This window comes from Nitrospira sp. (assembly GCA_016788885.1).
Lineage (GTDB): Bacteria > Nitrospirota > Nitrospiria > Nitrospirales > Nitrospiraceae > Nitrospira_A.
Genome location: JAEURX010000012.1, coordinates 1 through 15366, shown reverse-complemented (window position 1 = coordinate 15366; position 15366 = coordinate 1). Strand labels below are relative to the sequence as shown.

General features: G+C 55.0%; 13 protein-coding genes and 1 tRNA gene. All 14 read left to right on the top strand.

What is annotated here, in order from left to right; genetic code table 11:
- Window positions 1–202: elongation factor Tu (gene tuf / locus JNL86_02890; protein MBL8041846.1), on the top strand; the 202-nt coding region annotated here is incomplete at its 5' end.
- 85 nt (window positions 203–287) lie between these two features.
- Window positions 288–437: a 50S ribosomal protein L33 gene (gene rpmG, locus JNL86_02885; GenBank protein MBL8041845.1), complete on the top strand. Its 150-nt coding sequence runs from the start codon at window positions 288–290 to the stop codon at window positions 435–437.
- 55 nt (window positions 438–492) lie between these two features.
- Window positions 493–567, top strand: a tRNA-Trp gene (locus tag JNL86_02880).
- Window positions 568–650: 83 nt separating this feature from the next.
- A complete protein-coding gene (secE, locus tag JNL86_02875; GenBank protein ID MBL8041844.1) occupies window positions 651–845 on the top strand; it encodes a preprotein translocase subunit SecE in 195 nt (64 codons plus the stop codon).
- Window positions 846–917: 72 nt separating this feature from the next.
- A complete protein-coding gene (gene nusG, locus JNL86_02870) occupies window positions 918–1457 on the top strand; it encodes a transcription termination/antitermination protein NusG (protein ID MBL8041843.1) in 540 nt (179 codons plus the stop codon).
- A gap of 77 nt (window positions 1458–1534) precedes the next feature.
- On the top strand, window positions 1535–1957 hold the full coding sequence (gene rplK / locus JNL86_02865) for a 50S ribosomal protein L11 (GenBank protein MBL8041842.1): 423 nt from the start codon (window positions 1535–1537) through the stop codon (window positions 1955–1957).
- Between the two features lie 44 nt (window positions 1958–2001).
- On the top strand, window positions 2002–2694 hold the full coding sequence (locus JNL86_02860; protein MBL8041841.1) for a 50S ribosomal protein L1: 693 nt from the start codon (window positions 2002–2004) through the stop codon (window positions 2692–2694).
- A 31-nt stretch (window positions 2695–2725) separates the two neighbouring features.
- A complete protein-coding gene (rplL, locus tag JNL86_02855; protein ID MBL8041840.1) occupies window positions 2726–3664 on the top strand; it encodes a 50S ribosomal protein L7/L12 in 939 nt (312 codons plus the stop codon).
- Between the two features lie 80 nt (window positions 3665–3744).
- Window positions 3745–7704, top strand: coding sequence for a DNA-directed RNA polymerase subunit beta (gene rpoB / locus JNL86_02850; protein ID MBL8041839.1), 3960 nt, complete (start codon window positions 3745–3747; stop codon window positions 7702–7704).
- 86 nt (window positions 7705–7790) lie between these two features.
- The gene (rpoC, locus tag JNL86_02845; GenBank protein ID MBL8041838.1) at window positions 7791–11978 is read left to right on the top strand and encodes a DNA-directed RNA polymerase subunit beta'; all 4188 of its coding nucleotides are present in this window, start codon (window positions 7791–7793) and stop codon (window positions 11976–11978) included.
- Window positions 11979–12086: 108 nt separating this feature from the next.
- On the top strand, window positions 12087–12458 hold the full coding sequence (locus JNL86_02840) for a 30S ribosomal protein S12 (GenBank protein ID MBL8041837.1): 372 nt from the start codon (window positions 12087–12089) through the stop codon (window positions 12456–12458).
- A gap of 63 nt (window positions 12459–12521) precedes the next feature.
- Window positions 12522–12995, top strand: a complete 474-nt coding sequence (rpsG, locus tag JNL86_02835) for a 30S ribosomal protein S7 (protein ID MBL8041836.1) — start codon at window positions 12522–12524, stop codon at window positions 12993–12995.
- 113 nt (window positions 12996–13108) lie between these two features.
- Window positions 13109–15190: an elongation factor G gene (fusA, locus tag JNL86_02830; protein MBL8041835.1), complete on the top strand. Its 2082-nt coding sequence runs from the start codon at window positions 13109–13111 to the stop codon at window positions 15188–15190.
- Between the two features lie 35 nt (window positions 15191–15225).
- A partial coding sequence (tuf, locus tag JNL86_02825) for an elongation factor Tu (GenBank protein ID MBL8041834.1) occupies window positions 15226–15366 on the top strand: 141 nt, incomplete at its 3' end.

Below are 15366 nucleotides of genomic sequence, written 5' to 3'. Positions count from 1 at the left end.
GCCGCAGTTCTACTTCCGGACGACGGACGTGACGGGGATCGTGACGTTGGCGGCGGGCGTGGAGATGGTGATGCCGGGCGACAATGTGACGGTGACGGGCGAATTGATCAGCCCGATCGCGATGGATCAGGGCTTGCGGTTTGCGGTGCGCGAGGGCGGCAAAACCGTCGGCTCGGGCGTCGTCACGGAAATTCTAGCGTAGTAGAGGGAGGCGTTAGGCATTAGGTGTTTGATGGCGGGGGTGGCTGGTTCTCCCGCGTCATGCTCCTTGCCTCACGGGGTACGACATGCGAGAAATTATCGACTTGGCCTGTACGGTCTGCAAGCAGCGGAATTATACGACCCGCAAAAACAAGAAGAATGACCCGGACCGCTTGGAGCGGAACAAGTTCTGCAAATTTTGCCGGAAGCACATCGCCCACAAAGAAGTGAAGTAAGGCATCGATGCCGGTTTGGTGGCGGTCCACTTGACGGCGTGCAGGTTTCGGGCGGAGGGGCATGGTGTCAATGGCAGCACATCGGTCTCCAAAACCGAGAGTCTAGGTTCAAATCCTAGTGCCCCTGCCAATTCGAATGTGCCGCTGTGACTTGTGGGATTTCGGGTGGGCGTGGGGTTTCCCCCCGTGTGGTTGTAAGAGAGGATTGTAACCGTGTTTCAGCGATTGATCACCTCTGTTCGAGAATTCATCGACGGTGTGCGCGGCGAATTGAAGAAGGTGTCTTTCCCGACGAAGGCGGAAACCATCGGCGCGACGACGGTCGTGATCGTGTTCTGCATCCTGATGTCTCTGTATTTGTCGATGATGGATTCCGTGCTGGGCTGGCTGATGCGCAAGGTCATTTAGTTGCGTGGTGCGGCTGGACAGGTCCGGTGGTGCCGGACGATACGATGCTGGATGTTCAGCTGAGAGGAGATGATGAGCAATAAGAACTGGTACGTCATCCACACCTATGCGGGCTTCGAGGGGCGCGTCAAGACCAGTCTCCTTGAGCGTGCTAATCAAATGGGGCTCACTGAGCGACTTGGGCAAGTGTTGGTGCCCACGGAAGATGTCATCGAGATCAAGGACGGCAAGCGGCGGACGTCCCGGCGAAAATTTTTCCCCGGGTATGTGTTGATTGAATTGGAGTCGCCCCTGGCCGATGAAACCTTGCAGATGATCAAGGAAACGCCGAAGGTGACGGGATTCGTCGGGGGCGGGGCTCAGCCGACGCCTCTATCCACTGAAGAGGTGGATTCGTTGCTGAAGCAGGTGGATGCCGGAGCAGCCGGTCCGCGTGAGCAGGTGAGATTTATCAAGGGCGATAACGTTCGTATCGTCGACGGTCCATTTTTGGGCTTCAACGGTGCCGTCGATGATGTGGATGCCGACCACAATCGTGTGAAGGTGTTTGTCAGCATTTTTGGCCGGTCCACTCCGGTCGAGCTCGGGTTTTTGCAGGTCGAACGTATTTGAGGTCACTGGATTGATGGTCGGGGCTGAGAGCCGTTCTCGGTCCTCCCGCGCAGTCCGCAGTTCTCAGGGAGTAACTCATGGCCAAGGAAGTATCAGCACAGATTAAGTTGCAAATTCCGGCCGGCAAGGCGAATCCTGCTCCGCCTGTCGGTCCATCGCTGGGACAGCACGGCGTGAACATCATGGAGTTTTGCAAGCAGTTCAATGCAAAAACCCAAAAAGAAGGGGATAGCATTATCCCGGTGATCATTACGGTCTATAAGGACCGGAGCTTCACCTTCATTATGAAGACTCCGCCGGCGTCGGATCTGCTCAAGAAGGCTGCCGGTATCATCAAGGGTTCTGGCGTCCCGCACAAGGATAAGGTTGGGAAAGTCACGCAAGCTCAGATTCGGGAGATTGCGCAGAAGAAAATGTCCGATCTGAATGCGGCCGACCTTGAGGGCGCCATCAATATTATTCAGGGGACGGCGCGCAGCATGGGTATCACCGTCCAGTAAGTTTCTGCAGAGTGAACCTCCGGCGGATGTGAAGGAGTAGCAGTATGGGAAAGAAAATGACCGCGGCTCAGGAGAAGATCGAGCCCAGGTTTTATGAGTTGAAGGAGGCGGTTGAAGCCGTCAAGCAGGCCGCCTTCGCGAAGTATGACGAATCCGTTGATTTGGCCATTCGGCTGGGCGTTGATCCGAAACGATCGGATCAGATGGTTCGCGGGACGACCGCGCTCCCGCACGGTACCGGGAAAAAGCTCCGCGTGCTCGTATTTGCTAAGGGTGAGAAAGAGCAGGAAGCGAAGCAAGCCGGGGCTGACTATGTGGGCGCCGATGATCTGATGGAAAAAATTAAGGGCGGATGGATGGAGTTTGATTGCGCAATCTCTACCCCCGACTTGATGGCCTCCGTCGGTAAGCTCGGTAAAGTGCTCGGTCCGCGAGGCCTGATGCCAAACCCGAAGACGGGGACGGTGACGTTCGAGGTCGGAAAGGCCGTGAGCGAAATTCGCAAGGGCCGCGTCGAATTCAAGGTGGAGAAGGCTGGTATCGTGCAGGTTCCGGTCGGCAAGGTGTCATTCGATGTGCAGAAATTGTGTGACAACGCTCAGGCGGTGTTGGAATCGGTGGTCAAGGCAAAGCCGTCATCTTGTAAGGGGCGTTATCTCAAGAGCGTGACAATGTCGAGCACCATGGGTCCTGGTGTGAAGCTGGATCCAGTGGCGCTCTCGAAGTTGTGGGGGTGAGAACGGACAGGTTCTCAGTAAGGGGAAAGGCATGAAGAAAGAAGAAAAAGCAACAGCGATCGCGGAGTTGACGGAAAAGTTCGGTCGCGCACGCTTGGCTATTCTGACGGAATGTGCCGGGATGCCCGTCAGTCAGATGACTGAGCTGCGCAGGCAATTGCGCGGTGCCAAGGCTGAATACTGTGTCGTCAAGAATACTCTGGCTGTGCGGGCGTCTGTGGGGACCACCCTGGCTGATGCGAAGGAGCATTTTAAGGGCCCGACCGGGCTCGTGATTGGGTACGACGATCCGGTTCTTCCGGCCAAAATCTTGCGCGATTTTATTCAGGCGGAAAAACGCTCTGAAAAAATGAAGGTGACGGTCGGAGTATTGGAAGGCAGGTTGGTGCAGGCGGCCGATCTGACAGCGATTGCGCAGCTGCCGAAGAAGGAAGTGTTAATCGCCATGTTGTTGTCGGCCATGCAGGGGCCGATACGTGGTGTGGTCTATGCGTTGAGCGGAGTCTTGAGCAAGTTTGTGCGAGTCATTGCAGCCATTCAGGATAAAAAGAAAGGGGAGGGGGACATGTCAGCAGCAGCAGGAACAAAATTGTCGCAGGATGAATTGATCAAGGCAATCGAGGGCATGAGCGTATTGGAGTTGGCGGAATTGGTGAAGGGCCTGGAGTCGCGTTTTGGCGTGACGGCGGCAGCACCGGTGGCCGTTGCGGCAGTGGGCGGTGGCGGTGGTGCGGCGGCGGCGCCGGCTGAAGAGAAGACCTCCTTTGATGTCATTCTGGCCAGCGCTCCGGCCGACAAAAAGATTCAGGTCATCAAGGTGGTGCGTGAGCTCACCAGTCTGGGGCTCAAGGAAGCGAAGGATTTGGTCGAAGGTGCGCCAAAGCCCATCAAGTCCGGCGCGACCAAGGAAGAAGCTGACGCGATGAAGAAGAAGCTCGAGGAGAGCGGAGCCAAAGTCGAGATTAAGTAGTGTGTCTTGTTCCGCGGTGTGAGTTGTTCGTCGGGATGGCGCGGGGCGCTCATCTCCTTATGAGCTTGGAGGGCTAACGAATGTCGGAATCGACTCTTTCGGAGTTTGTCGAACGTAAGGATTTTTCTCGGATTCGTACGAGTATCGATATTCCCGATCTCATCGAAATCCAGAAGCGGTCCTACGAAGAGTTTCTCCAGATGGAGGTCGAGCCAGATCGTCGCAAGGACCAGGGGTTACAGGCGGCGTTAGCGAGCGTATTTCCCATCACCGATTACAACAATACGGCAGCCTTAGAGTTTTCCAACTACTCGCTAGGGACGCCGAAATACGACGAGCGGGAGTGTCTTGAGCAGGGCATGACGTTTGCCGTTCCCTTGAAGTTGCGTGTTCGGCTCATTGTGTTCGACAAGGAAGACAAGGGGCCGAAGAAGAAGGTGTTGGACGTTCGTGAGCAAGAGGTGTATGTCGGCGAATTGCCGCTCATGACCGAGCGCGGAACGTTCCTTATTAACGGGACCGAGCGGGTGGTGGTCAGTCAGTTGCACCGCTCGCCGGGCGCGTCCTTCACGCACGACAAGGGGCGAACGCATGCCAGTGGCAAGGTCTTGTATTCGGCTCGGATTATTCCCTATCGCGGATCGTGGCTCGATTTTGAGTTCGACGCCCGGGATATCCTGTATGTGCGTATCGATCGTCGGCGTAAAATGCCGGCGACCATTCTCTTGAAGGCTTTCGGTTATAGCACTGACGACTTGTTGCGGATGTACTATCCGGTGGAGGAGATCCGTGTTTCCAAGGGAAAGCTCTATCGGAAGCTCGACCCGGAAATCCATCACGGCCTGAAGTGCTCGACGGAGGTGACGGAGAAGGGCGGTAAAGATCCGCTGGTTCGCGAAGGCGCCAAATTAACGAAGGCGTTGATCGCCAAACTGAAAGCCGCAGGGATTAAGGAGATCCCGGTGACGCCTGCCGAGCTGGTCGGCCGTGCGGTGCTGACGGAGTTGGTGGATAGCGGTAAAAAACAGTCGCTGGCTGAAAAAAATCAACGTCTCACCGAGGAGATTCTTGAAAAGATTCTCGATAGCGATATTGAGGAATTCAAGGTTGTGTATTTGGATACGACCAATGCGACGTTGGTCATCCTTGATACGCTCGACATGGAGCGTACCGGGTCTAAAGAAGAGGCGATGGTTGAGATCTATCGTCGGCTTCGACCGGGCGAGACGCCTTCGGTGGAAACCGCCCGTGCGTTGTTCGATAACCTTTTCTTGAGCCCTAAGCGCTACGATCTGTCTCCTGTTGGACGGTTGAAGCTCAATAAGAAGTTGGGACTTGATTTCGCCTTGGAGCAGCGTACCTTGACGGCGCAAGACATTGTCGAGGTGGTGCGCTACCTGGTCAATCTGAAGATCGGCCGTGGGGAAATTGACGACATCGACCACTTGGGGAATCGTCGGGTGCGGTCCGTCGGTGAATTGTTGGAAAATCAATTCCGCCTCGGTCTCGTCCGGATGGAGCGCAGCATCAAGGAGCGGATGAATCTCCTGGATATGGAGACGGTGCTGCCCCATGACTTGATCAATGCGAAGCCAGTTGTTGCAGCGGTCAAAGAGTTCTTCAGTAGCAGCCAGCTGTCCCAGTTTATGGATCAAACCAATCCCCTGGCGGAAATCACCCACAAGCGCCGGTTGTCGGCCCTGGGGCCAGGCGGTTTGACCCGAGAACGAGCCGGCTTTGAAGTGCGCGACGTACACCCTTCCCACTACAGCCGCATTTGTCCGATTGAAACGCCGGAAGGCCCCAACATCGGGTTGATTACGTCCTTGGCGACGTATGCCCGCATCAATGAGTTCGGATTCATTGAGGCGCCGTATCGGAAGGTTGTGAAGGGGCGTGTGAGTGATGAGTTGGAGTATCTCTCGGCCATCGAGGGAGATAAGTATATTATCGCCCAGGCCAACTCAAAGCTCGATACCGGAGGTCGTCTCGTTTCCGAAACGGTGTCGGCACGATCAGCTGGAGATTTTATTACGGCAACGCCTGATAAGATCGAATATATGGATGTGTCGCCAAAGCAGGTCGTCAGCGTGGCGACCGCGCTGGTGCCGTTCCTGGAGCACGACGACGCGAATCGTGCCTTGATGGGATCGAACATGCAGCGGCAAGCCGTGCCCCTGCTCAAGGCAGAGTCTCCCTTGGTGGGAACCGGCATGGAAGCCGTCGTGGCTCGCGATTCAGGCTACGTCGTGCAAGCCAAGCGCGAAGGTGTGGTGGAAAGCGTCGATGCGACTCGTATCGTAGTTCGGGCCGATGCCAAGGAGGGGCGCAAGCGCAATGATTCAGGTCTCGACGTCTATGAAATGATCAAGTTCCAACGTTCGAACCAGAATACCTGTATCACTCAAACGCCGGTGGTCCGGGTCGGCGAGCCGGTGAAGCGTGGACAGGTGCTGGCGGATGGTCCGGCTATTGACCATGGAGAGTTGGCGCTTGGGAAGAACGTGCTCGTCGCGTTTATGCCTTGGGGGGGCTACAACTTCGAAGACGCGATTTTGTTGAGTGAGAAATTGGTGCGGGAGGACGCGTTTACCTCCATCCACATCGAAGAGTTCGAGGTGGAAGCCCGGGACACTAAGTTGGGCAAAGAGGACATTACGCGCGATATTCCAAACGTCGGCGAAGAAGCGCTCCGCGACTTGGATGAGAGTGGCATCATCCGCATCGGTGCCGAAGTGAAGCCTGGCGATATTCTTGTAGGAAAAGTCACGCCGAAAGGTGAGACGCAGCTGACGCCGGAAGAGAAATTGTTGCGGGCGATCTTCGGAGAAAAAGCCGGTGATGTGAAGGATACATCCCTTACGGTGCCTCCCGGCGTCGAAGGGATCGTCGTCGATGTGAAGATTTTCTCCAGAAAAGGTCTGGATAAGGACGAACGCTCGAAGAGCATCGAGAGCGAAGATCACATGAAGTTGCAGCGCGACCACCAGGAAGAGTTGCGCATCATTGATGACGAGAAAACGAAGAAGGTTCGCAAGCTCTTGCTCGGCAAGGTGGTCGGCCGTGATCTGATGGACCCGGAAACCGGGGACGTCATTTTGAAAAAGAAGGGTAAGCTCACGGCGGAAATCTTGAAGCGCCTCCCGGACGACATGGTTCGCCACATCATCCTCAGTGATCCGGATGAGCAGAAGGAACTCGAGGATGTGGAGCGCCGCGCCAAGGAGCAGATCGAAATCCTGCAAACATTGTACGATGAAAAGGTTGGTCGCCTGAGGCGAGGCGATGAGCTTCCTCCGGGCGTCATCAAGCTGGTCAAGGTCTATATCGCAATGAAGCGAAAGATCCAGGTTGGTGACAAGATGGCCGGCCGTCATGGCAACAAAGGTGTGGTTTCGCGCGTATTGCCGGAAGAGGATATGCCCTATCTGCCTGACGGGACGCCGGTGGAGATCGTGCTCAATCCGTTGGGCGTGCCGTCGCGTATGAACGTCGGTCAGATTCTGGAGACTCACCTCGGATGGGCCGCTCGTGCGCTGGGTATCAAGGTCGCGAGTCCGGTATTCGACGGTGCTTCCGAGAAAGAGATTAAGGAGCTTCTCAAGAAGGCCAAGTTGTCGCCCAGCGGGCAGACGGTCCTGATGGATGGTCGGACTGGCGAGTCGTTCAGCAGCCCCGTTACGGTGGGGTATATGTATGTGCTGAAGTTGCACCACTTGGTCGATGATAAAATTCATGCTCGGTCCATCGGTCCCTATTCGTTGGTCACCCAGCAACCGCTTGGAGGAAAAGCGCAGTTTGGTGGTCAGCGATTGGGAGAAATGGAAGTCTGGGCACTTCAAGCCTATGGTGCTGCTTCCATTCTTCAGGAATTCCTGACGGTGAAGTCAGATGACGTCCCCGGTCGCTCTCGTATGTACGAAGCGGTCGTCAAGGGCGAGCCGTTCCTGGAGCCTGGACTGCCGGAATCGTTCAATGTGTTGGTCAAAGAGCTGCAAAGTCTTGGGCTTGATGTCGAATTGGTTAAATCGAAGGACTGATTCTAGTGCTGAGTTCTGCGAGCGGACACATCGGCTAGCTCACCACTCAGAACTGCGCTCAGGCGACCGTTAAGGAGGGATCAACCTTGGAAGGTGTATACACATTATTCGAGAAGCCGCGTGACTCGGTGTCGTTCGACTCGATGCGCATTCGTATCGCGTCGCCCGAAAAGATCCGGTCATGGTCATACGGCGAAGTTAAAAAGCCGGAAACGATCAACTACCGGTCCTTCAAGCCGGAAAAGGATGGGTTGTTCTGCGCCAAGATTTTCGGCCCGATTAAGGACTGGGAGTGCAACTGCGGTAAGTATAAACGCATGAAGCATCGCGGCATTGTCTGCGACAAGTGCGGCGTGGAAGTCATTCAATCGAAGGTGCGTCGCGAGCGGATGGGGCACATTGAGCTGGCAGCTCCCGTGGCACACATCTGGTTTTTGAAGGGCGTACCGAGCCGGATTGGCACGCTCTTGGACATGAGCCTCAAGCAACTCGAAAAGATTCTCTATTTCGAGAGCTACGTGATGGTGGACCCGGGCTCCACGAGCATGAGTGAGCAGGAGCTCGTTTCCGAGGAGCAGCTGCGTTCGTTGCAGTCGGAGTATGGCAGCGGGGCGTTCAAGGTCGGGATTGGGGCTGAGGCCATTCGAGAATTGCTGCGCAAGGTCGATATCAATACGCAGTGGGACGAGTTGCATGTGAAGGCGAAAGCCTCCGCGTCGGCGGCCTTGAAAAAGAAGTATGCGAAACGGCTGAAGGTGCTCGAGGCATTCCGGCGTTCAGGAAACAAGCCTGAGTGGATGATCATGGATGTCATCCCGGTCCTGCCGCCGGAATTGCGTCCGCTCGTGCCCTTGGATGGCGGTCGTTTTGCCACGTCTGATCTCAATGATCTGTATCGCCGGGTGATTAACCGTAATAATCGTTTGAAGCGGTTGATTGAGCTGAAGGCGCCGGGCGTGATCATTCGTAACGAAATGCGCATGCTGCAAGAGGCAGTCGACGCCCTGTTTGATAATGGTCGTCGAGGCCGCGCGATTCGTGGGCCAAACAAGCGGCCGTTGAAGTCCTTGAGCGACATGTTGAAGGGCAAGCAAGGGCGGTTCCGTCAGAACTTGCTCGGCAAGCGCGTCGACTATTCCGGTCGAACCGTCATCGTCGTCGGTCCAGAGTTGCGTTTGCACCAATGCGGGTTGCCCAAGAAAATGGCGTTGGAATTGTTCAAGCCGTTCATCTTCCACAAATTGGAAGAACGTGGGGCGGCCACGACCATCAAGAGTGCCAAGCGGTTGGTTGAAAAAGAACGTCCGGAAGTGTGGGATGTGTTGGATGAAGTCATTCGCGAGCATCCCGTGCTCTTGAATCGCGCACCGACGCTACACAGGCTCGGAATTCAGGCCTTCGATCCCGTTTTGGTCGAGGGAAAAGCCATTCGGCTGCACCCGCTCGTCTGCGCAGCATTTAACGCCGACTTCGACGGAGACCAAATGGCGGTACACGTTCCGCTGTCCGTTGAGGCGCAGGTCGAAGCTCGCGTGTTGATGATGTCGATCAATAACATCCTGTCCCCCGCTAACGGTAAGCCGATCGCGGTGCCGTCGCAGGATATGGTGCTGGGGTGTTATTGGCTGACGAAGGAGCGTGTCGGCGCGAAAGGCGAAGGAAAGCTGTTCGGCTCCCCTGAGGAGGCGCGGATTGCCTATGATGCCGGCGCGTTGGATGAGCATGCCCGGATCAAGGTCCGGTGCAACGGCGTGCTGGTCCAGACGACGGCGGGACGCGTCATTCTGTCGGAAATTCTTCCGCCGATGATGCCGTTTGCCGATGCAAACAAGTTGATGACCAAGAAAGAAATGTCCAAGCTCATTGATGCGGTATACCGCCAGGCTGGGCATCGAGAGACCGTGACATTCCTCGATAAAATCAAGGATCTCGGATTCCACTATGCGACTCGAGCCGGCATGTCGATTTGTATCGATAACATGCATATCCCCTCCAGGAAAGAAGACCTGATCGGGAAGGCTCAACACGAGGTCAATGAAATCGAAAAGCAATACTCCGAAGGTTTGATCACCAACGGTGAGCGATACAACAAGGTCATCGACATTTGGGCGCATGTAACTGAACAGGTGGCCAATGAAATGATGAAGGAGTTGGGTGCCGGTGGCGATCCCGCCAAGGCCGAATCCTTCAATCCCATCTTCATGATGGCTGATTCTGGTGCCCGAGGAAGTTCGCAGCAGATTCGTCAGCTCGGTGGTATGCGCGGTTTGATGGCGAAACCGTCAGGCGAAATCATCGAAACACCTATCACGGCCAATTTCCGTGAGGGATTGACGGTCTTGCAGTACTTCATTTCGACGCACGGCGCGCGCAAAGGTTTGGCGGATACCGCCTTGAAAACCGCCAATTCCGGATACTTGACTCGCCGCCTCGTCGATATTGCGCAAGACGTCATTGTCACTGAGGAAGATTGCGGGACAACCGACGGCATCCTGGTGAGCGCGCTGCTGGAAGGCGGAGAAATCATTCAAACGTTGGAGGAGCGTCTGTTGGGACGTCTCGCCGGCGAGGACATCCGCGATCCGGTGACGGGCGAAATCATTGTCTCCTTCAATGAAGAAATCGACGAAGAGCAAGCCAAGGCCGTCGTGGAAGCAGGCGTCGATCGAGTCAAGATTCGTTCGGTGCTGACCTGTCAGTCCGGGCGTGGCGTCTGTCGACTTTGTTATGGGCGAGACTTGTCGCGCGGGCGTCTGGTCGAGAAGGGTGAGCCGGTTGGCGTTATTGCTGCGCAATCCATCGGTGAGCCTGGTACGCAGTTGACGATGCGCACATTCCACATCGGTGGTACCGCGAGCAAAGTTGTTGAGCAGACGGTTTTGGAAGCCAAGCACGCAGGCCATTTGAAGTACATGAGCCTGGACGCCAAGAAGAATGCTGATGTGCACAATGCGGGCATTGCTGTTCGCAACAAAGAGGGTGAGTGGGTCGTCATGAATCGCAATGCCAAAATTGCGATCGTCGATGACAGTGGGCGAGAACGTGAAAAGTATCCCGTTGTGTACGGAGCCAAGATTAAGCTCAAGGACGGTGATCGTGTTGAGGTGGGGCAGAAGCTGGTGGAATGGGATCCCTACTCGTTGACCATCCTCACGGAGACCGGCGGAAAGGTTGCCTACGGCGACATTCTCGAAGGTGTCACCATGAAGGAAGAGTTCGACGAAGTGACCGGTTTGTCTCGAAAGGTCATTATCGAGCAGAGCGGTGCGACCTTGCGTCCGCGAGTTTCGATCAAGGACGACAGTGGGAAAACCGCCAAGGTTTCTGGTGCGGGAGCGCCCGTGGCGCGATATCTCTTGCCCGTTGGTGCCCACATTTTCGTCGAAAAGGGTGCGATGGTGCATCCCGGCGATGTGTTGGCCAAGATTCCTCGTGAAACCACAAAGACCAAGGACATCACCGGAGGTCTTCCGCGTGTAGCCGAACTGTTTGAGGCTCGTAAGCCAAAAGAGCAGGCGGTCATCAGCGAGATCGACGGCGAGGTCTCCTATGGCGGGTTTGTGAAGGGTATGCGCAAAGTGTTGGTCGACAACAAGATGGGCGACGTGAAAGAGTATTTCATTCCCAAAGGAAAGCACGTCAACGTGCACGAAGGGGATTGGGTACGCGCTGGCGAGCCCCTCATGGACGGATCGGCCAATCCCCACGACATTCTGGATGTGCTAGGACCGAAGGAACTTCAGAAGTATTTAGTTGATGAAGTTCAGGACGTGTACCGGCTGCAGGGTGTGTCTATCAACGATAAGCATATCGAGATCATCGTTCGGCAAATGCTTCGAAAGGTGCGGATCGAGGATCCCGGCGATACCTCGTTCTTGCCAGGCAGTCAGGTTAGTAAAGGGATGTTTGACATAGAGAACCAACGAGTTCTCGAAAATGACGGCAAGCCAGCGCTCGGGAAACCAGTATTGCTAGGAATCACCAAGGCCGCGCTGACCACCGATAGCTTCATCTCGGCGGCATCGTTCCAGGAAACGACGCGGGTACTGACTGAAGCGGCCATCAACGGCCGCGAAGATAACCTGCTCGGATTGAAAGAAAATGTGATTGTGGGACGCCTCATCCCAGCTGGAAGTGGATTTGAGGAATACCGAGAAACATTTGTTGCCAGTGCCAAAGCGCCAGGTGAGTTGGCGGCTTCGGTGCCCCAACCGGTTGGTGTTGGCGAAGTACCGGCTCAGGCAATGGGCGGAGAATCGCAAAATAATCCGTGAAAGAAAAAAGAAGGTTCTTGACACAAGTGCCACACATCTCTATAATCCGACGGCTTCGCTCAGGGGCTTTTTGAGCAACCGTGCGATTTTCAAGAAAGAGTAGAGTGCATGCCAACGATTAATCAGCTAGTCCGAAAAGGTCGGACTCTCGTTAAGTCCAAGACGAAGAGTCCTGCGCTAAAGCGTTGTCCGCAAAAGCGCGGCGTATGTCTCCGTGTCTATACCACCACCCCGAAGAAGCCGAACTCGGCCCTTCGTAAAGTCGCTCGCGTTCGTTTGACCAATGGTATGGAGGTAACGACCTATATCCCTGGTGTTGGTCACAATCTCCAGGAGCATTCTATTGTCTTGGTGCGCGGTGGTCGCGTGAAGGACTTGCCTGGTGTTCGGTATCACATCGTGCGTGGTTCCTTGGATGCGGTTGGGGTTGCAGATCGTAAGCAGGCTCGTTCGAAGTATGGAGCCAAGCGTCCTAAGTAGTAGGTCATTCTCTCGTTGCACGAAGGTGTGTGACGAAAACCGATTTTATATTATAGGGTAACGATGCCACGCGGACAATTTTTTGGACATCGAGAAGCGCAGCCGGATTCGAAGTATCGGGACAAGCTGGTCGGGAAATTTTTGAACGTCCTGATGGGTGGTGGGAAGAAAAGTACTGCCGAGCGCGTGTGTTATGGGGCATTTGATTTGATCCAGGAGAAGACGGGTGGCGGCGATCCGATGAAGGTCTTCAAGGCGGCTGTCGATAACGTGAAGCCGGTTGTGGAGGTGAAGTCGCGTCGTGTCGGTGGTGCGTCGTATCAGGTCCCCGTTGAGATCAGGCCGTCTCGTCGCGTCTCGTTGGCGTTGCGTTGGATCACGGAGTATTCTCGCTCGCGCGGCGGAAAAAGTATGCAGGACAGGCTTGCTGCCGAATTGCTCGATGCCTCCAATAATACTGGGGCGTCGGTCAAGAAGCGGGAAGATGTTCATCGGATGGCTGAGGCCAATAAGGCGTTTGCTCACTATCGTTGGTAGTTATTGATCGTGCTGCTGTTGGGCTTGGCCGTGAGCGCGACTGGTGAGTGTCGTGCTACAGCGGTTGGTCTTCGGCTCATGCGGCAGCACGCTTGTTTTTTTCTGGGGGAGTTGTGGCTAGGCAGACACCGTTAGAGCGGACTCGAAACATCGGCATCATGGCCCACATTGATGCAGGGAAGACTACGACTACTGAGCGCATTCTATTCTATACGGGGATGACGCATAAGTTGGGTGAAGTTCATGAGGGTGCGGCCACCATGGACTGGATGGAGCAGGAACGCGAGCGTGGTATTACTATTACTGCGGCTGCAACCACCTGCTTTTGGCGCGACCATCGTATCAACATTATTGATACTCCTGGTCACGTCGATTTCACAATCGAGGTCGAGCGTTCCTTGCGTGTTTTGGATGGTGCTGTCGCCGCTTTCGATTCTGTTCAGGGTGTCGAGCCTCAGTCTGAGACTGTTTGGCGTCAGGCTGATAAATATCAAGTGCCTCGTATCGCGTTCATGAACAAGATGGACCGAATTGGGGCTGATTTCTATGCTAGCGTCCAGTCTATCATTGATCGTCTTGGTGCGAATCCTGTTCCTGTTCAAATTCCTATCGGCAGGGAGGCGGAGTTCCGCGGTTCTGTTGATTTGGTGAGGATGAAGGGGTTCTTTTATGATGATGAGACGTTAGGGGCAAAATATAAGATCGACGAAATTCCGGCTGATCTCGTGGATAAGGCGAATGAGTATCGAGAGAAGATGCTCGAGGCGGTGGCTGAGTACGATGATCAGGTTATGGAGAAGTATCTCAACGGACAGTCATTGACCGAGGATGAGGTTCGTCGAGCGATTCGTGCTGCCACTATTGCGATGAAGGTGACGCCGGTTCTCTGTGGGTCTGCTTTCAAGAATAAGGGGGTTCAGCAGCTCTTGGATGCTGTTGTGGACTATCTCCCTTCGCCTCTTGATATTCCTGCCGCCGTTGGTGTGGATCCTAATAGTGGTAAGGAGCTTAAGCGGGAGCCTTCTGATTCGGAGCCGTTTGCCGCGTTGGCGTTTAAGATCATGACGGATCCGTTTGCTGGGCAGCTCACCTTCTTCCGTGTCTATTCCGGGACGTTGAAGACTGGTACTGCGGTTTTGAATGTGACGAAGGGGACGAAAGATCGTATCGGCCGCCTGCTCAAGATGCATGCCAATAAGCGCGAGGAAATTGATATCGTTTATGCTGGCGATATCGCCGCTGCCGTTGGGCTGAAGAGTGCTACGACCGGTGATACGCTTGCGGATGAAAAGCAGCCGCTCCTTCTGGAGGTCATGAAGTTTCCTGAGCCGGTCATCGCAATGGCGATTGAGCCAAAGACTAAGCAGGACCAGGAGAAGATGGGTTTTGCCTTGCAGAAGCTCGCGCAAGAGGATCCTTCGTTCAGGGTTCGTACGGATGAAGAGACCGCCCAGACAATTATTGCCGGTATGGGCGAGTTGCACCTTGAAATTATTGTCGACCGTTTGCTGCGTGAATTTAAGGTTGAGGCTAATGTCGGAAAGCCTGAAGTTGCGTTCCGTGAGACCATTCGCAAGAAGGCCGAGGCGGAGTCGAAATACATCAAGCAGACTGGCGGTCGGGGTCAATATGGCCACGTCGTGTTGACTGTTGAGCCGGCAGAGGCTGGTAAGGGATTGGAGTTTGTTAATAAAGTTGTTGGTGGTGCCATCCCGAAGGAATATATCCCTGCCATTGAAAAAGGTGTTCGTGAGCGCATGGAGACGGGGGTTGTCGCTGGCTTTCCATTGCGCGATGTGCGGGTTACCGTGATTGATGGTTCTTATCACGACGTCGATTCTAACGAAATGGCTTTCAAGATTGCCGCGTCAATGGGTTTTGCTGACGCATGTAAGAAGGCAGACGCTGTCTTGCTTGAGCCGATCATGAAGGTTGAGGTGCTTGTTCCGCAAGACTTCATGGGCGATGTCATCGGCAATCTGAATGGTCGTCGTGGCAAGGTTCAGGGAATGAAGGTTCGTGCCGGCGCCCAGGCGATTGAGGCGACGGTTCCGCTGATGGAAATGTTTGGCTACGCAACGGATTTGCGTTCTCGGACGCAGGGTCGTGCCACGTACAGCATGGAATTTGATCGCTATGACCAAGTTCCGCGGCAAATTGCCGAAGCGATCACTGCCAAGCATCGTGGTGAGTAGGCCGTTAGTTGTTGTGGATTTAGGGAGGGTCGGGGATGGCGAAGGCGAAATTTGAGCGACGCAAGCCGCACGTGAACATTGGGACGATCGGGCACGTGGACCATGGCAAGACGACGCTGACGAGTGCGTTGACGAAGATCTGCTCGGATCGCGGGATGGCGAAGTTTGTCAGCTAC